The sequence below is a fragment of the Nocardia sp. NPDC041819 genome, from assembly GCF_055590505.1.
Genome location: NZ_JBVJAP010000012.1, coordinates 12,942 through 30,288, shown reverse-complemented (window position 1 = coordinate 30,288; position 17,347 = coordinate 12,942). Strand labels below are relative to the sequence as shown.

Below are 17,347 nucleotides of genomic sequence, written 5' to 3'. Positions count from 1 at the left end.
GGTATGGCCGAGCAGGACGCGACGACAACACCCCAGGCGGTGATCGCCGCCGCGCTGCGCCGCGAGCGCACTCGGGCCGGGTTGTCGCTGAGCGAGGTCGCCGGCCGGGCGGGTATCGCGAAATCCACACTGTCACAGTTGGAATCGGGCACCGGGAATCCGAGCCTGGAAACCCTGTGGGCGTTGTGCGTCACCCTGGATATGCCGTTCTCCCGATTGCTCGACCCGCCGCGCCCGAGCGTGCACGTGATTCGTGCCGGTGAGGGCCCGGTCGTCGCGGCCGAGCAATCCGACTACCGGGCGACCCTGCTGGCGGCCGGGCCGGCCAATTCCCGCCGCGATCTGTTTCGCATCACCGCGGAGCCGGGGCATGCGCGCCGATCGGATCCGCACATCGCCGGTGTGGTCGAACATGTACTGCTCGCCGAGGGGCGCGCGCTGGTCGGACCGGTCGACGCGCCCGTCGAACTGCACCCGGGCGACTACATCGCGTACCCGGGTGACCGGCCGCACGTATTCGAGGCGCTGGCCTCGCCGACCTGGGCGACGCTGGTGGTGGAATACACCTGATCGTTCAGGCGGCGCCTTCGCCGAGATACTGCAACCACACGGGGTCGAGTTCTGTGGTGGTGGACAGCAGGCGCCAGTGCGGGCCCTTCGGCGAGACCAGCGGGGCTCGCAGCGTCCAGCCCAGCTCGCTGAGCAGCTTGTCGGCTTTGCGGTGGTTGCACGGCGCGCAGCTGGCGACGCAGTTCTCCCAGGAATGTTCCCCGCCGCGGCTGCGCGGGATGACGTGATCAATGGTCTCGGCCTTGCCGCCGCAGTAACCGCAGCGGTAGCGATCGCGGTGCATGAGGGCGGCGCGGGTCATCGGCACCCGGGCGCGGTACGGGACGTGGACATAGCTGCGCAGGCGGATCACGGAGGGGATGGCCACCGCCGTCTCGGCGGAGTGGACCACCGGCCCTTCGTCACTGTGATGAATGGCATCGGCCTTGTCGCAGATGAGCAGGACGATCGCGCGGCGCGCGGACAGAGCGGTGAGCGGCTCGTAGGTGGCGTTCAACAGCAACACCCTGGTCTTGAGCCAGTTCGTGCCTTCGGCGGGCGGGGCGGTGGGGCGGGGTCCGTGGTCGTGATGGCCACGATGTCCACCCGGATGATGGTCGGACACGATGTGCAGCGGAGTAGCCCCCGACCCACGATTGTGGACGTCGGCGGGCTGGAGTTGTCGGTGCGCTCGCGCCTCGTGTGATCGGGCGCTGTGCCGCTGCTTCATCTCGACCTCGATTTCATGATTGGCAGGATCATGTGGTATCTGCAAAGCAGAGACTGTCACCCAGTTGACCATGGAATGTCGGGCATTGCACGGTGATTTTCAACAATGTCCGGTTAACTGTGGCTGAAGTGCCATTTCAGCGCGATGTTCCGGTTGCCGAGCGGCAGCGCGAGGGCAGTGCGGCGGCAGTCCCCCCGCGCGGGCACAATGGACAGCGGCGCATCCGGTGAATCGAGAGGGTCTATGACTTCGGGCGAGCAGACGGCGACGTCGTTCTACGAGACGGTCGGTGGGGCGGAGACGTTCCAGCGGCTCGTCGCGACGTTCTATCGCGAGGTGGCCGCCGACGAGGTGCTGCGCCCGCTGTATCCGGAGGAGGATCTCGGCCCGGCCGAGCGGCGCTTGCGAATGTTCCTCGAGCAGTACTGGGGCGGTCCGCGCACCTACTCCGACGAGCGCGGCCACCCCCGCCTGCGCATGCGGCACATGCCGTTCACCATCGGACCCATCGAGCGGGACGCATGGCTGCGGTGTATGCGCATCGCGGTCGCCGAGATCGAGCCCGAAACCCTGGATGACGAGCATCGCAAGGCGCTGCTGGACTACTTGGAGATGGCAGCCAACTCCTTGGTGAACGCCCCATTCTGACAATGCCTTCGCCTTGGGGCGGCGGTGTGTTTTCTACCGCGTTGTGGTGACGACGGATTCGCTGGTGAACACGGAGTGACGGAGGCATTTCGCCTGAGAGACGGTGTAGAGCAGGGTTTTTCGCCTCGGTACGGGTCGCTGCTGAATATTTGCCCGCGATTCGAAAGCTCATCTCGCCTGAAGGCTTTCGCGTCGAAACTTTGGCACTATTGCGGATGTGAGTGATGCACCAGCCGTAACGGCGCCGGTGGATCCCACCACTCAGTCGTGGTGGCGGTCGGCCGTGTTCTACCAGGTTTATCCGAGATCTTTCGCGGACTCGAGCGGAGACGGGGTCGGCGATCTCGGGGGAGTCCGGGACAAACTGGGCTATCTCGAACTGCTCGGGGTCGACGCGCTGTGGATCTGCCCCGTGATGCGTTCGCCGATGGCCGACGGTGGCTACGACGTTGCCGACCCCCGTGACATCGATCAGCTCTTCGGCGGGCTCGCCGCGATGGACGCGCTGATCGCCGAGGCGCACGCCCGCCGGATCAGGGTGACCATGGACCTGGTGCCCAACCACACCAGCGACCGGCATCCGTGGTTCTGTGCGGCACTGGCCGCGCCTCCCGGCAGCCCGGAGCGCGACCGGTACATCTTCCGCGACGGCCGTGGCCCCGACGGCGCCGAGCCGCCCAACAACTGGCCGAGCATCTTCGGCGGCCCGGCGTGGACGAGGATCACCGAACCCGACGGCACCCCCGGCCAGTGGTACCTGCACATCTTCGCCCGGGAACAGCCGGACTTGAACTGGTCGAATGCCGAGGTCGCCGCCGATTTCGAGCAGACACTGCGGTTCTGGCTCGACCGAGGGGTGGACGGGTTCCGGATCGACGTCGCGCACGGCATGGCCAAGCCCGACGGTTTGCCCGACATGCCCCAGTTGTCCGTCTCGGCCTTGCTGGCGCACGACGACAGCGACCCGCGGTTCAACAATCCCGCCGTCCACGACATCCACCGCCGGATCCGCAAGGTGGTCGAGGAATACCCCGACGCGGTGACCATCGGTGAAGTGTGGGTGAACGACAACACGCGCTTCGGCGAGTACGTACGCCCCGACGAACTGCACCTGGCCTTCAACTTCCGCCTCGCGGAATCGTCGTTCGACGCCGAGGCGGTGCGCGACGCGATCGACAACTCGCTCGCCGCCGTCGCCCCGGTCTTCGCCGTCCCCACCTGGACGCTGTCCAACCACGACATCGAGCGCGAGGTCACCCGGTACGGCGGCGGCGCGCTCGGCGTCGCGCGCGCTCGGGCGATGATCCTGCTGGAACTGGCGCTGCCCGGCGCGGTGTTCCTCTACAACGGCTCCGAGCTGGGGTTGCCCAACGTCGACGACCTGCCGGACGAGATGTTGCAGGATCCGGTGTGGGAGCGCTCCGGGCACACCCAGCGCGGCCGTGACGGCTGCCGGGTGCCGCTGCCGTGGGAGGGCGCCACGCCGCCGTACGGGTTCACCACCGGAACGCCGTGGCTGCCCATGCCGCCGGACTGGGCACCGCTGACCGTGGAGGCTCAGCTCGAGGAGCTGGGGTCGACCTTGTCGCTGTATCGCCTCGCTATCGAACTGCGCTCGCTGCGTCCGGAGTTCGCGGGGGACCGGGTCGAGTGGTACGGCAGCCCGCCGGGCTGTCTCGCGTTCCGCCGACCTGGCGGACTGGTCTGCGTGCTCAACGCCTCGGACGCGCCCATCCAGCTACCGCCGGGAGACGTGCTGCTGGCCAGCGCGCAGGCCGAGGGCGGCCAGCTGCCGCCCAACGCGGCGGCCTGGCTGGTCTGAGCCACGGTGAAACTCCCAGCTCGGCGCCCGTGCCGCCGACTCGGACGGCGTTCCGGCGCGACCGGACGGAGAACTACTACAGAGGATCGTCTACCTTTGACCCGTGAGCATTCTCGAGACAGTGCTGATCTTCGCCGGCATCCCGCTGGTGATCTACGGCGTGATCGCCGGATTGTCGTTCCTCGGTAAGCCGCTGCCTGGCGAGAAGCCGGTCCACTTCGCCCTCGGCCAGAAGTGGACCCAGCCGCCGGTGCTGTGGAGTGCCACTGAAGAGGTGATCGGCTCGGGTCACCACTTTCCGGAAACGCCGCATGGACAGCATGCGGCCATCGAGTCCACCGAGGTGGAGCTGATCGGAGGACGGGCAAGTGGCAGGTTCTAAGTGGCCCGCGGTGATCGAAGCCGATTTGCCGCACGGATACGCCATCACCACCAGCGGGCGCGTCTCCGGCGTGCACGAGGCGGGCGACGTGTTCAAGGAAGCGCCGTTCAACGATGAAGAGCGGCTCACCATGGACAACGTGCTGACCGAGGCGACCCGGGCGACCAAGGTGCGCTTCAACGTCTACATCGGCGATCTGGGCGAGGACCCGGCCGCAGCCGCGGACGCGATCTTCCCCGGCACGCCCGAGGCGGCGCACTCGGTACTGATCGCCGTCTCGCCCAACGAGAAGGCGATCGAGGTGCGCTCGGGCAAGGCGGTCGCCGACCGTGCGAACGATCGCGTCTGCCAGCTCGGCGTCACCGCCGCGCTGAGCTCGTTCCGGCAGGGCCAGCTGATCGACGGCGTGGTATCCGCGGTGCGCGTGATGGCCGCCGCCATCGGTCGGTAGTTCACCGCTGTACAGCGCATTCCGGCGCGCTCACCCGTTCGGGTGGGCGCGCCGTCGTGTTTCCGCGTGATGTTGCCCGCGGGAACACGCCAGGTCCAAGCGGCATCGGGGGCATGACGCGAACAGGGCGTGCTCATCACGACGGATGAGCACGCCCTGTTGCGGCCGCCCGGCCGCACGTCGCGCCGGAGGGGCCGATCGGACCCGCCGATGGCCTCTGCCGTCGGCAGGGGCCGGTTCAGCCCTGGGCGTCGAAGGCGCGGGCGCGCAGCGAGCGTTCGATGCCCGCCTTGCCCTCGCTGACCAGGCGGCGCAGCGCCGGCGGGTGGTCGCCCGCGAGGAACTTGTCGGCGACGGCCACCGCGTCCTCGCTGATCGCCCAGTGCGGGTAGAGGCCTACCACCACGGTCTGGGCGACTTCACTGGAGCGGCGTTCCCAGACGCCGGGCACCTCGGCGAAATATCGCTCCACGTAGGACGTGAGCAGCTCACCCTGTCCGGCGGGCGCGAAGCCGCCGACGATCGAGCGGGCGGTGACGTTGGGCACCGAGTCGTCGCCCATCACCGTCGCCCACGCCTGCTCCTTCACCTCGGCGATCGGACGCGCCGTCGCCGCGGCGGCCGCCTGCCGCTTGCCCGCCGCCGTCGGGTCGTTGGACAGCTCTTGGTCGATGACCGGCGTGTCCAGCCCGTCGGCGTCGACCTCGCCCGCCGCCGCGAGCGCGGCGAGAAGCCGCCAGCGCAGATCGGTGTCGATGACCAGGCCGGGCAGCCCGACCTTCGCCGGATCACCGTCGAGCAGTTCGCGCAGCACCTCGGTGTGCCAGGCCGACAGCTTCGCGCCGGTCAGCGCGTTGACGAAGGCCAGCTGGTGGTCGGAGCCCGGCTCGGCTTCGCGTGCCAGCTCCAGCAGTCGGTTCGCGTATTCCGGCCAGCCGGTGGCCGCGGCCCATTCGGGATCGGCGTAGCTGCTCAGCGCGGTGTTGGCTTGCATCAGCAGCCGCTGCACCACGCCGATCTCGGTCTCGGCGCCGACGCCACGCTCGACCAGCGCCACGAAATCGCGGGCGCGGAACTCCGCCTGACGGGTCATCTCCCAGGCCGCCGACCAGGCCAGCGTGCGCGGCAGCGGCTCCGCGATGTCGGCGATGCGGTTGACCAGCACGTCGAGCGAATCGGCATCGAGGCGGATCGAGCAGTAGGTGAGGTCGTCGTCGTTGACCAGCACGAACTTGCCGCGCGGCACGCCGACCAGCTCGGGCACCTCGGTCCGTTCGGCGGCGTCGAGGTCGAGCTCGACGCGCTTCGTGCGCACCAGCTTTCCGTCCTGCTCGTCGTACACGCCGATGGCCAGGCGGTGCACGCGCCGCTCACCGGCGCCGGGCTGCGCGCCTTCCTGCACCACCGCGAAGGAGCCGAACTTCCCCTCGGCGTCCACCTCGAAATCCGGGCGCAGGATGTTCAGCCCGGTGGTCTTGAGCCACTGCGCGCCCCACGTGGACAGATCGCGACCGGACGACTTCTCCAACGCCGACAGCAGGTCGTCGAAGGTGGCGTTGCCGTAGGCGTGATCGGCGAAGTACGCGCGCAGACCGGCCAGGAACGGCTCCAGACCGACATAGGCGACGAGCTGCTTGAGGACGCTGGCGCCCTTGGCGTAGGTGATGCCGTCGAAGTTCACCTCGACCGCGGCGAGATCGGGGATGTCCGCGGCGATCGGGTGGGTGGAGGGCAGCTGGTCCTGCCGGTAGGCCCAGGACTTCTCCACGTTCGCGAACGTGGTCCACGCGCTGGCGTATTCGGTGGCCTCGGACTGGCACAGCACCGACGCGAAGGTGGCGAACGACTCGTTCAGCCACAGATCGTCCCACCACTTCATGGTGACCAGGTCGCCGAACCACATGTGCGCCATCTCGTGCAGCACGGTCTCGGCGCGCCGCTCGTAGGACGCCCGGGTGACCTTGGACCGGAAGACGTAGTCCTCCAGGAAGGTCACCGCGCCCGCGTTCTCCATCGCGCCCGCGTTGAACTCGGGGACGAACAGTTGGTCGTACTTGCCGAACGCGTACGGCACGCCGAAGTTGCGGTGGTAGAAGCCGAAACCCTGCTTGGTCTCGGTGAACAGCCGCTCGGCGTCCATGTACTCGGCCAGCGAGGCGCGGCAGTAGATGCCCAGCGGGATGCTGCCGTGCTCGTCGGTGTAGACGTCGGTCCACTGCGCGTACGGGCCTGCGATGAGCGCGACCAGGTAGGTGCTCATCTTCGGGGTCGTGCGGAAGACGTGCTTGCCCGGCTCCGGCGCGAGCGTCTGCACGACGGCGGCATTGGAGATGACCTGCCAGTCCTCCGGTGCGGTGACGGCGAGGTCGAAGGTGGCTTTGAGGTCCGGCTGGTCGAAGCAGGCGAACATGCGCTTGGCATCGGCGGTTTCGAACTGCGAGTACAGGTACACCGCCTCGTCGGCGGGATCGACGAACCGGTGCAGGCCCTCGCCGGTGTGGGAGTACTCGCAATCGGCCTCCACCACCAGCTCGTTGCGCTCGGCCAGGCCGGTCAGCGTGATCCCGGTCGACTCGTCGTAGTCGGAGACGTCCAGCGCGGTGCCGTTGAGTACCGCCGACCGCACGCCGCGCGCCACGATGTCGATGAACGTGCTCGCGCCCGGCGTCGCGGTGAAGGTCACGGTGCTGCGGGAGAAGAAGGTCTGCTCGCCCGGTTCGCCCGCGCCGTCGGTGAGGTCCAGCTCGACGCGGTAGTTCTCGACCGACACTGTCGCGGCGCGTTCGATCGCTTGGTCGCGAGTGAGATTGGGTGCGGACATAAGGCTCCTTCGGGGTCGAAGAACTGGCACGGGCGACACCCACAATGCCACCTCGGCGTAGCAAGCCGCGCGGGACTTTCCCGACAAACCTCGATGATCGGGCCCTCCTGCGCGCCGGGACGGCGGTGCGACGCGGGCGGCGCGACGGCCGTGCTCGGGGACGGCGGTATTGTGCCTGGTACAGCACAGGTTCACCACCACGGATTCGGAGGCTCGACGTTGAAGCATGTGCACGCCGGGAAGGTGCGTGACCTGTACGAGGACGGCGACACGCTGCTGCTGGTCGCCTCCGACCGGGTGTCGGTGTACGACGTGGTGCTGCCGACGCCGATCCCGGACAAGGGCGCACTGCTGACGCAACTGTCGAACTGGTGGTTCGAGTACTTCACCGACGTGCCCAACCACGTGGTCTCCGCGACCGACGTGCCCGCCGAGTTCGCCGGTCGCGGCATCCGGGTCAAGCCGTTGAAGATGGTTCAGGTGGAGTGCATCGCGCGCGGTTACCTGACCGGGTCGGGGCTGGTGGAATACCGGCGGACGGGCTCGGTGTCCGGGGTCGCGCTGCCGCCCGGACTGCGCGAGGGCGACCAGCTGCCGGAGCCGATCTTCACCCCGACCACCAAAGCGTCCGAGGGACACGACGAGCCGATCACCTTCGCGGACGTGGTGAACCAGGAGGGGCGCGAGGTCGCCGAGCGGCTGCGCGAGATGACCCTGCACCTCTACACCCGCGGGGCCGCGCACGCCGCCGAACGGGGTGTCATCGTCGCCGACACCAAGGTCGAATTCGGCTGGGACGGTGACGTGCTCACCCTCGGCGACGAAGTGCTCACGTCCGATTCCTCGCGTTTCTGGCCCGCCGACGAGTGGGAGCCGGGTCGCGCGCAACGTTCGTTCGACAAGCAGTTCGTTCGCGACTGGTCCACCTCCACGGGCTGGAACAAGGAGGCGCCCGGCCCGGAGATCCCGGCCGATGTCGTCGCGGCGACGCGCGAGAAGTATGTCGAGGCCTACGAACTCATCACCGGCCGGACCTGGGCGGGCGTGCCGCGGTAACGCTCAGTCGGTGAGCAGCTCGGCCAGCCGGTCCAGACAGGGCCGCTGGCCTGCCACCAGTTTGTCGCGCGCGGTGGCCGTGTCGAACCATTCCGCGCGATCGATCTCCGGGAACTGCGCGAACCGGCCGGAGCGCGGCGGCCATTCCAGTTCGAAGGTTCCCGGCGCCACGGCGGCGGGGTCGAGATCGCCTTCGATGGCCCAGGCGGTGAGAACCTTCTTACCGCTGCTGTAGCGCATCTCGCCCAGCGGCCGCCACGTGCCGTCCGGGACCGGAAGTCCGAGTTCCTCGGTGAACTCGCGGCTCGCCGCGGCTCGCGCGTCCTCCGTCTCCGGTTCGTACTCGCCCTTCGGAATCGACCATGCGCCCAGGTCCTTTCGCGCCCAGAACGGACCACCCATGTGCCCGAGCAACACCTCGATGGCGCCGTCGGAGTTCCGGCGGAAGAGAAGGACTCCCGCACTGTGTCTGCCTGCCACACGCGTAGTCTGCCCGGTCGCGCTCGGCCGAGCCTCCTCGGCCGTTCTGCCGGGCGCGTCGCCGGAGCAGCCGTTACGCGGCGATCGCCCCGTCGTCGCCGCTCGCAGGCTTCGGGGCGCTCGCATGTCGAGGCGCCCGCAGGCCGGATGCGCGAAGCCTCGACATGCGCCTCACCCGGAGAGGTTCACCCGCGTTTCCTGGCGCAGCCGTGCCGCGCGGATCGTGAGGTAGTCGCGTTCGGGGACGCTCGTCGTGCGGGCGGCGGCTTTGGTGTAGCAATCGATGGCCGCGTCCACCGCACCGGCCATCTCGTGCAGGTGTCCGCGTACGGCGTCGAGCCGGTGGGTCCCCGGCAGCCGGTCGTCGAGGGCCTCGGCCAGCGCGAGACCGGCTTGCGGCCCCGCCACCATCGCCGTCGCCACCGCCCGGTTGAGCGTCACCATCGGATTGTCCGAGAGCTGTTCGAGCCGGTCGTACAGCGCCAGGATCTTGGCCCACTCGGTGTCCTCGGCACGTGCGGCCTGTGCGTGCAGGACCGCGATGGCCGCCTGGATCTGATAGGGGCCACGCAGGCCGCCGGCGAGCGTGCCGGTGACGAGGGTCGTTCCTTCGGTGATCAGCGCCCGGTCCCATTGCGTGCGATCCTGCTCGGCCAGCGGGATGAGTTCGCCGTGTGGACCGGTGCGTGCCGCGCGCCGGGCGTCGGTGAGCAGCATCAATGCGAGCAGGCCGGTGACCTCGGGGTCTTCGGGCAGCAGCCGGTGCACCGCCCTGGTGAGCCGGAGCGCCTCGTCGGACAGGTCCGTCCGCTGCAGAGTGTGCCCCGAGCTGCTGGTGTGGCCTTCGTTGAAGATCAGGTACAGCACGTGCAGGACCGCGCCGAGCCGCTCCCGCCACCGCTGGTCACCCGGCTGAGCGAAGGGCCGCTCGACCGTGGCCAGTTTCTTCTTCGCCCGGGTGATCCGCTGCGCCATCGTCGCTTCCGGCAGCAGGAAGGCGCGGGCGATCTGGTCGGTGCCCAGGCCACCCACCGCGCGCAGCGTCAACGCGATGGCGGCGGCGGGCGACAGCGCCGGATGGCAGCACAGGAACAGCATGGTGAGCGTGTCGTCGTGGTCCACCGGGACGGCGTCGGTCACCTCGCGGTCGAAGGTGATGGTCTCCCTGCGCCGCCGGGCCACCTCCGCGCGCACCGCGTCGGCCATGCGGCGCTGCGCGACCTGGATCAGCCAGGCACGTGGATTGTCCGGCAAGCCCTCCTTCGGCCACTGGGTCGCGGCCGCCAGCAGCGCTTCCTGCAACGCGTCCTCTGCGGCGTCGAAGTCACCGAAGCGGCGGAGGAGCGTTCCGAGGACCTGCGGCGCCAGTGCGCGCAGCAGGTCCTCGGTGCTCGCCGGGAGCGGTGTGTCGTCGGGCACCGCACGCCGGTCGCTCATTGCTCGGTGGCGGGGGCGCCCATCACCGCGCGAACTTCGATGTACTCGCCGATCGGTTTACCGCCCGGACCGGGTGCGGCGGAGGCCTGCGCGGCGATCTCGTAGGCCCGTTCGGGGCTGTCCACGTCGACGATCCAGTACCCGGCCAGGAACTCCTTGGTCTCCGGGAAAGGCCCGTCGGTGACCACCGGCGCCGACCGGCCGTCGGAATTGACGATCCGTGCCTCGTCCGGCCCGGCCAACCCCTGCGCGTCCACCAGCTCGCCCGCCTCGGCCAGCTGCGCACCCAGCGCGCGCTGGAAGTCTATGTGCGCTTGGATCTCTTCCGGGGACCATTCGTTGATCGGTGTGTCGCAGTACGCGGTAGGTCCGTAAGTCTTCAGCAGCATGTACTTCACGATTCGTGTCCTCTTTTCCGGCCTCCGGCCGCGTGGAGCGCCCGGGTGGCGCTCGTAAGCAGGTCGGAGGCCCGCGCGCGGATTCGACACAACTTGTCGGTGATCCACGTCACAGATCGGTGGTGGTGTCGGCCAGCCGGTCCGGGTCGACCTGATCGCCCGCGAGAATCAACTCCTTGATCCGGCCGGTCACGTCCCAGACGTTCACGTTCATCCCGGCGAGCACCCGGTTGCCGGAGTCCAGCCAGAACGCCACGAACTCGCGCGCCGCCGGATCGCCGCGCACGACGACCCTGGCGTATTCACCCGGTGCGGCGAACCCGGTGTACTCCATGCCCAGGTCGTACTGATCGGTGAAGAAGTAGGGCAGCCGGTCGTAGACGGCCTGCTCGCCGAGCATGGTCGCGGCGGCGACCGCGGGCTGGTTGAGTGCGTTCGCCCAGTGCTCCACCCGGATCCGCCGGTCGAGGACCGGGTGCTGCTGCGCCGCGATGTCACCGACCGCGACGATATCCGGATCGCTGGTGGCCAGGTGTTCGTCGACGAGCACGCCGTCGTCCACCGCGAGCCCGCCATCGGCGGCCAGATCGACGTTCGGGCGCGCGCCGACGGCGACCAGTATCGCGTCGGCTTCGATCGTGCTGCCGTCCGCGAGTCGGACGCCGTTGGCGACGTCGGTGGCGATGGCCTCCTCGGTGGTGATCGCGTCGACCTGAGCGCCGAACCGGAAATCGACACCGTTGGCGCGGTGCAGGTCGGCGAAGACCTGGGCCATCTCCGGGCCGAGCACCGCCAGCAGCGGTAGGTCGGCGCGTTCGACGACGGTCACCTCGACCCCGGCCGAGCGCGCTGCCGCCGCGACCTCCAGGCCGATCCAGCCCGCTCCGATGATGACGATCCGGCGCGCGCTGCCGAACAGTTCGATCAAGGTGTCGGAATCCTCGATGGTCCGCAAGGTGTACACGTTGGGCGCGTCTGCGCCGGGAACCGGGAGCGTCCGCGGCGTCGAACCGGTGGCGAGGGCGAGCTTGTCGTAGGGCAGGGTGGAGTCGTCGGGCAGGGTGATCGTCTTCGCCGCGGGGTCGAGTCCGGTGACGGTGGTGCCGAGGCGGACCTCGACGTGGTGGTCGCGGTACCACTGCGCGGGAGCGACGGTGAACTCGGGCAGCGACTTCTTCCCCGCGAGGTGCTCCTTCGACAGCGGCGGCCGCTCGTAGGGCAAGTGCTCCTCGGCCCCGATCAGCGTCACGGTTCCGTCGAAGTCCTTGGCGCGCAACGTTTCCGCGAGCTTGGCCGCGCCCAGCCCGCCGCCGACGATGACGAAACGCCGGTCAGAACTCATCGCGGACTCCTTCTCCGAAGGGAACCAAGCTCCTGCCGACCAACCCTACTGGCAGCCGTGCGCGTCGCTGGGGAAAACGGCCCCGCGGATGGGAACGAATCGCGAGCCGCCGTGGTTGCTCGGTAGGGCGGCCGAGTGTGTCCGCCGTCCGTCCAGATGTGATCGAGAGGAAGCCGCCCGTGACCGACAAAGCCACCAAGGACGTCGCCGATTTCTGGTTCGACCCGCTGTGCCCGTGGTGTTGGATCACGTCCCGCTGGATTCTCGAGGTCGAGCAGGTACGTGACATCGAAGCCCGCTTCCACGTGATGAGCCTGTCGGTGCTGAACGAGGGCAAGGACGTGTCCCCGCAGTACCAGGAAATGCTCGCCACGGGCTGGGGTCCGGTTCGCGTCGCGATCGCCGCGGCACAGGAGCACGGCGACAAGGTCCTGTTGCCGCTGTACACGGCCATGGGCACGCGCATCCACAACCGGCGTGCCGAGTACGAACGCGAGAGCCGCAAGGAGTCCCTCGCCGCGGTGATCGCCGACTCGCTCGCCGAGGTGGGCCTGCCCGCCGAGCTGGCCGCGGCCGCCGACAGCACCGACTACGACGAGGCGCTGCGCAAGAGCCACCACGCGGGCATGGACAAGGTGGGGCCGGATGTCGGCACCCCGACCATCCACATCAACGGGACCGCGTTCTTCGGCCCGGTCCTGTCCCGGATCCCGCGCGGCGAGGAGGCGGGCAAGGTCTGGGACGGCGCCGTGGCGCTGGCGTCCTACCCGCACTTCTTCGAGCTGAAGCGCACGCGGACGGAAGATCCGTCGTTCGACTGAGCACCGTGCGCGGGTGCCGACGTGCGGCGCCCGCGCATCGTCACAGCACGGACTTCGGCGGGCTCGCCGGTAGCTGACCGTAGGAGCTCGCGTAGCCGTCCGCGGGCACGCTCGCGCCCGCGGGCGGCGCCGGACGCAGGAACAGCTTCCCGTGCCTGCTGCGGTCGCGCAGCGCCCACATCCGCCAGGTGAGCACCGGATGGCTGGACAGGGCGTTCACCATCCAGACGAAGAATCCCTTCTCGACGACCGCGCGGTCGGCCATCTCGTCGAAGCCGACCAGCCTGTTCATGTACTTGCCCGCGGCCAGGGTGCCCATGGCGGCGGACGCCCCGGTGTGCCGATTGCAGAAACCGTGGTTGTCGGCGGTGTACTCCTGCGCGCGGATCAGGCTGCTGCCGATGATCGGCAGGAACGGCACGAGGAACATGCCCAGCTGCCGCCAATACGACGTGTGCCCCGCCGCGATGTGGCCGACTTCGTGCCCGATGATGAACGCCAGTGCGTCCGGTTCGCGCGCGGCGCCGCCGATCTCGAACAAGTCGCTGTAGACCACCACGTAGCGCCGGAAGCCGTGTCCGCTGGCGAACGCGTTGATCTGGCCGTTGCCGAGCACCACGTACGCGTCCGGCACCTTCGCCATGCCGAAGCGGGCGGCGGCGTCCACCACCATCTGGTAGCCCTCGGGGAACTGGGTCGGCGACATCCGCACGCCATTGACCCGCTGGCCCGCGTAGTTGACGCCGCGGCCGAACCACAGCAGCAGCGGAGCGGCCGCGAACGCCAGGACGTACTGGTCGAAGTTTCCGGTGGCGAGCAGCGCCAGCGCGATCAGGTACGCGAACACGGTCAGCACCACCACGACGACGAGCATCGGGATCTCCCAGCTGTGCCGGGCGGGCATGCCGAAGGGCGACAGACCGCGAGGCTGCCGCTGCGGCGGCGCGGGGGGCGGCGTCGGAGCGCCGGGGTAGGACCCGTACGGCGCGGGGTACGCGGGGGGAGCGGCCGGGTAAGAGCCCGAGGTATACGGCCGTCCGTAGGGTGCGGCGGGCATGTCCTGAGCCGAGACCCACCCGCCCTGCTGGGCATACGGGTCGGCCTGTCGGCCCGCCTGGTCGGGCGGCTGGGGTTCGAACGGCTGCATGGGATGAACTCTATTCAGTTGCCGGGAACGGGGCTGGCGCGTCGGTCGTGTCACCGGGCCCTGTGGCCGCCAACACAACTGGCGTATCACTCGATTCGCGCAGGCCCGTCCCGGTGTTAATCGCGGGGGATGCCCTCTTGCCGCCCGCGCGGCGGCCGCCTGACACAATGCCTGCCATGCGCGTTTACCTGGGTGCCGATCATGCCGGTTTCGAATTGAAGAATCTTGTCAAGGCCCATCTGGAGCAGGCGGGTCACGAGGTCGTCGACTGCGGTGCGCTCGAGTACGACGCGCTCGACGACTACCCCGCCTTCTGCATCGAGGCGGCCCGCCGGACGGTGGCCGATCCGGGCAGCCTCGGCCTGGTGTTCGGCGGCAGCGGCAACGGCGAGCAGATCGCCGCGAACAAGGTACCCGGCGCCCGCTGCGCGCTGGCCTGGAGTGTGGAGACCGCGAAGCTGGCCCGCGAGCACAACAACGCGCAACTGATCGGTATCGGCGGCCGCATGCACTCGACCGAGGAAGCGCTGGCCATCGTGGACGCGTTCGTGTCCACCCCGTGGTCGGACGAGGAGCGCCATCAGCGGCGCATCGACATCCTGGCCGAGTACGAGAAGACCGGCGTCGCCCCCGCGGTCCCCGCGTACTGAGCGCACCGAGGTCGTAACGGGCTGTGCCGGAAGGACATACACTGCACCGTCTCGCGCGGCTGCATCAGCGGCGACTCGCGGGCGGTGTGGTGCGGGTGTCGAGCCCGCAGGGCAAGTTCGCCGCGGGCGCGGCCAGGGTGGACGGGCAGGTGCTGACGAAATCCGAGGCGTGGGGCAAACATCTGCTGCACCACTACGACTCGGGCTTGATCGTGCACGTGCATCTCGGCTTGTACGGCGCCTTCACCGAATCCGCGCTGCCGATGGGGGAGCCGGTCGGCCAGGTCCGGATGCGCATGTTCGGCGGCCAGGACGGGCAGCCGGGCTTCGGCACCGACCTGCGCGGGCCCACCGCGTGCGAGATCCTGCTGCCATCGGAGGTGGCGGCGCTCACCGACCGGCTCGGCCCGGACCCGCTGCGGCGCGGCGCCGACCCCGACCGGGCCTGGCGGCGTATCCAGCGTTCCCGCAGGCCGATCGGCGCGCTGCTGATGGACCAGCAGGTGGTCGCCGGGGTCGGTAACGTCTATCGCGCGGAACTGCTCTTCCGGCACCGGATCTCGCCGCACCGCCCCGGCACGGGGCTGTCCGCGGACGAATGGGCGCAGATGTGGTCGGACCTCGTCGCGCTCATGCGGGTGGGGGTGCGCGTCGGGAAGATGGTCGTGGTGCGGCCCGAACACGATCACGGCGAGCCGTCGTACGCCAAGGATCGTCCGCGCACCTACGTCTATCGCCGTCAGGGCGCCCCGTGCCGGCTGTGCGGGACCCCGATCGCCCATCAGGTGATGGAGGCCAGGAATCTCTTCTGGTGTCCCACCTGTCAGCCCGGCTGACCCGGCCGGTCGGTGCGGCTCAGCCTGCGACGGCGGTGTCGATGTCCGGCTCGTCCGCGAGGGCGAAGCGGCGACCGCCTGCCGTCTTGGCGGAGTACATCGCGCGGTCGGCGCGGCGCAGCAGGTCGGTGAAATCGATCGGGCTGCCCGGCGGGCTGTAGGCGGTACCGACGCTGGCGGAGACGGGCACCGGCCCCGCCGACGACCAGACCGGGTCACGCAGGGCGGCCACGATCCGATGCGCGAGATCGCCGAGATTGTTGTGGCGAGGGTTGGTCGCCAGCACGAACTCGTCGCCGCCGTACCGGCAGATCACCGTGTCCGGTGGGCAGGCTTCGCGCAGCCTGCCGGCCAGTTCGACGAGCACCTCGTCGCCGATCGCATGTCCGTATCCGTCGTTGATCTGCTTGAACCGGTCGAGGTCGATCAGCAGCAGTCCGACGCCGCGGGTGGGGTCGGTGGCCATCAGCCGCACCTTGTCCTGCAGCAGCGTCCGGTTGGCCAGGTCGGTGAGCGCGTCGTGGGTGGCCTCGTGGCGCAGCCGGTGCTGCAAGGCGGCGATCTCCTGCACCCGCAGCGACACCTTGGCCGACAGGTTCTGCTCCTGTTGGGCGAGGGCGCGCTCCTGCAGCGCCTGGGCGTAACTGTCGATGGCCTGGCTGGCGATGAACGGCCAGCGGGTCGCCACCAGGGAACCGGGCGCGCCGGAGGGGAAACCGAGCAGCCAGCGCGTTGCCTGCGCCAGCATCCGGATCCGGTCGAACGGCGCCTCGGCGAGCCGGGCACCGAGCATCCGTGCTTCGGGCACCGGGAACGGCTCGGACCTGGCGAGCCTGAGCAAGCGCTCGACGATCTCGATCAGCACCGGTTCCAAGTGCTGGGGCGCCGCGCCCGAACCGGGCTCGGCGCAGACCGCACGGGCCCAGGCGCGGGCCATGGCGGCTACCGGGGGCTCGATGTCGGTCGACATCGGACTCACCCGGTGTGAGTGACGTCGGTACCCAGGTGCCCTGTAGTCACACAGGTGCCGGCGTCACCCTGATCGTTCCCACTGCTACGCGGTTGTGTCCACCTGGTTCGGCGCACGCTCACCGCCCCCTTTCCAGATACCCCCGTCCGGCAAAAAGGATCCTAGCAAGCCACTCGGCATCGAAAAGCGCTGATTTGCAACGTGTTCTCGATACCTCGCGAACAGCGATCGGGTATGTGATCGTTCCCGTCGCGTTGGTGTTACACCCGATTCTCGTTCGCTGCAAAATCGCGCCGCGACGCGCTGGCGACACGCTGCGGGAGGTGTGCGGGGAAAGGTGCGCGAGCAACGGCGACGGTCCGGTCCGGCCCGGCGTCGCCCGCCTCACGAGAATCTGTTCTCGCACGCGACGTCCTCGTCTTCCCTGTCGTGTTCCGAATGGTTGTGCCGAGTGTTCCGAGGGTAGTCGCTTACCGGCGGTGGTCCGGTCGATATGGTTCGGGTCGCCTACGCCGTCGCTTCGGGCCGCGACACCGGAGCCCGCCTCGGCCGGGGGCGCGGTGCGCGCCGACGAGAGAAGCGGGATGGCCGCTCGATGCGCCGACGCTCCCCGCGGACGGGTTGCCCTGCGATCGGCCGAGGGTTCGCGGGATGGACCTCGTCCCCGCGTGCGCCGTGTCGAGTCGGTCCCGGCCGCGCGGCCGTGGCTCGGCGACACACCGAGTGTGTCGGCCGTGACGGCGAGTCGTGCGGTCCTCATCGGAAATCCCTCGAGCGATGTTCTTGGGGTGACAAGTGTGTCATTCG

The 17,347-nt window shown here is 69.2% G+C and carries 17 protein-coding genes; 9 read left to right on the top strand and 8 right to left on the bottom strand.

Annotation, left to right across the window (positions count from 1 at the left end; translation table 11 throughout):
* Positions 1-3: 3 nt before the first annotated feature.
* On the top strand, positions 4-570 hold the full coding sequence (locus ACZ6DL_RS27895; RefSeq protein WP_466055515.1) for a helix-turn-helix domain-containing protein: 567 nt from the start codon (positions 4-6) through the stop codon (positions 568-570).
* 4 nt (positions 571-574) lie between these two features.
* On the opposite strand, the gene ACZ6DL_RS27890 is transcribed toward ACZ6DL_RS27895, so the two are convergent.
* On the bottom strand, positions 575-1,279 hold the full coding sequence (locus ACZ6DL_RS27890) for an HNH endonuclease (protein ID WP_466055513.1): 705 nt from the start codon (positions 1,277-1,279) through the stop codon (positions 575-577).
* 243 nt (positions 1,280-1,522) lie between these two features.
* On the opposite strand from ACZ6DL_RS27890, the gene ACZ6DL_RS27885 reads away from it, so the two are divergent.
* The 4 genes from ACZ6DL_RS27885 (at position 1,523) to ACZ6DL_RS27870 (ending at position 4,582) form a co-directional block, all read left to right on the top strand.
* A complete protein-coding gene (locus ACZ6DL_RS27885; protein WP_063053760.1) occupies positions 1,523-1,927 on the top strand; it encodes a globin in 405 nt (134 codons plus the stop codon).
* A 217-nt stretch (positions 1,928-2,144) separates the two neighbouring features.
* Positions 2,145-3,749: a glycoside hydrolase family 13 protein gene (locus tag ACZ6DL_RS27880; RefSeq protein WP_466055511.1), complete on the top strand. Its 1,605-nt coding sequence runs from the start codon at positions 2,145-2,147 to the stop codon at positions 3,747-3,749.
* Between the two features lie 103 nt (positions 3,750-3,852).
* Complete coding sequence (ctaJ, locus tag ACZ6DL_RS27875; protein WP_062977182.1) at positions 3,853-4,131, top strand: aa3-type cytochrome oxidase subunit CtaJ; 279 nt, start codon at positions 3,853-3,855, stop codon at positions 4,129-4,131.
* Complete coding sequence (locus ACZ6DL_RS27870; RefSeq protein ID WP_466055509.1) at positions 4,118-4,582, top strand: DUF5130 domain-containing protein; 465 nt, start codon at positions 4,118-4,120, stop codon at positions 4,580-4,582. Before ctaJ ends, ACZ6DL_RS27870 begins: the two co-directional genes overlap by 14 nt.
* 238 nt (positions 4,583-4,820) lie before the next feature.
* On the opposite strand, the gene pepN is transcribed toward ACZ6DL_RS27870, so the two are convergent.
* Positions 4,821-7,403 (bottom strand): aminopeptidase N, encoded by a 2,583-nt coding sequence (pepN, locus tag ACZ6DL_RS27865; protein ID WP_466055508.1) that lies wholly within the window; start codon positions 7,401-7,403, stop codon positions 4,821-4,823.
* A 219-nt stretch (positions 7,404-7,622) separates the two neighbouring features.
* On the opposite strand from pepN, the gene ACZ6DL_RS27860 reads away from it, so the two are divergent.
* On the top strand, positions 7,623-8,459 hold the full coding sequence (locus ACZ6DL_RS27860; protein ID WP_466055506.1) for a phosphoribosylaminoimidazolesuccinocarboxamide synthase: 837 nt from the start codon (positions 7,623-7,625) through the stop codon (positions 8,457-8,459).
* Positions 8,460-8,462: 3 nt separating this feature from the next.
* Here ACZ6DL_RS27860 and ACZ6DL_RS27855 read toward each other — a convergent pair whose 3' ends face one another.
* The 4 genes from ACZ6DL_RS27855 to ACZ6DL_RS27840 all read right to left on the bottom strand — a co-directional run bounded on the left by ACZ6DL_RS27855 (position 8,463) and on the right by ACZ6DL_RS27840 (position 12,116).
* A complete protein-coding gene (locus tag ACZ6DL_RS27855) occupies positions 8,463-8,939 on the bottom strand; it encodes an NUDIX hydrolase (RefSeq protein WP_466055505.1) in 477 nt (158 codons plus the stop codon).
* A gap of 171 nt (positions 8,940-9,110) precedes the next feature.
* The gene (locus ACZ6DL_RS27850; RefSeq protein ID WP_466055503.1) at positions 9,111-10,376 is read right to left on the bottom strand and encodes an RNA polymerase sigma factor; all 1,266 of its coding nucleotides are present in this window, start codon (positions 10,374-10,376) and stop codon (positions 9,111-9,113) included.
* A complete protein-coding gene (locus ACZ6DL_RS27845; RefSeq protein ID WP_174315502.1) occupies positions 10,373-10,774 on the bottom strand; it encodes a YciI family protein in 402 nt (133 codons plus the stop codon). Before ACZ6DL_RS27845 ends, ACZ6DL_RS27850 begins: the two co-directional genes overlap by 4 nt.
* Before the next feature lie 109 nt (positions 10,775-10,883).
* The gene (locus ACZ6DL_RS27840) at positions 10,884-12,116 is read right to left on the bottom strand and encodes an NAD(P)/FAD-dependent oxidoreductase (protein ID WP_466055502.1); all 1,233 of its coding nucleotides are present in this window, start codon (positions 12,114-12,116) and stop codon (positions 10,884-10,886) included.
* 179 nt (positions 12,117-12,295) lie between these two features.
* On the opposite strand from ACZ6DL_RS27840, the gene ACZ6DL_RS27835 reads away from it, so the two are divergent.
* Positions 12,296-12,937 (top strand): mycothiol-dependent nitroreductase Rv2466c family protein, encoded by a 642-nt coding sequence (locus ACZ6DL_RS27835; protein ID WP_466055500.1) that lies wholly within the window; start codon positions 12,296-12,298, stop codon positions 12,935-12,937.
* Positions 12,938-12,977: 40 nt separating this feature from the next.
* Here the strand turns inward: ACZ6DL_RS27835 and ACZ6DL_RS27830 are convergent, their stop codons facing one another.
* Positions 12,978-13,994, bottom strand: a complete 1,017-nt coding sequence (locus ACZ6DL_RS27830; protein WP_466055785.1) for a M48 family metallopeptidase — start codon at positions 13,992-13,994, stop codon at positions 12,978-12,980.
* Positions 13,995-14,260: 266 nt separating this feature from the next.
* Here ACZ6DL_RS27830 and ACZ6DL_RS27825 point away from each other — a divergent pair, with 266 nt between their 5' ends.
* Entirely contained in the window at positions 14,261-14,734 is a 474-nt protein-coding gene (locus ACZ6DL_RS27825; RefSeq protein WP_062977163.1) for a ribose-5-phosphate isomerase, read from the top strand.
* Between the two features lie 23 nt (positions 14,735-14,757).
* The gene (locus ACZ6DL_RS27820) at positions 14,758-15,570 is read left to right on the top strand and encodes an Fpg/Nei family DNA glycosylase (RefSeq protein ID WP_466055498.1); all 813 of its coding nucleotides are present in this window, start codon (positions 14,758-14,760) and stop codon (positions 15,568-15,570) included.
* 19 nt (positions 15,571-15,589) lie between these two features.
* Here ACZ6DL_RS27820 and ACZ6DL_RS27815 read toward each other — a convergent pair whose 3' ends face one another.
* Positions 15,590-16,540, bottom strand: a complete 951-nt coding sequence (locus ACZ6DL_RS27815) for a GGDEF domain-containing protein (RefSeq protein ID WP_040865435.1) — start codon at positions 16,538-16,540, stop codon at positions 15,590-15,592.
* Positions 16,541-17,347: the final 807 nt, after the last annotated feature.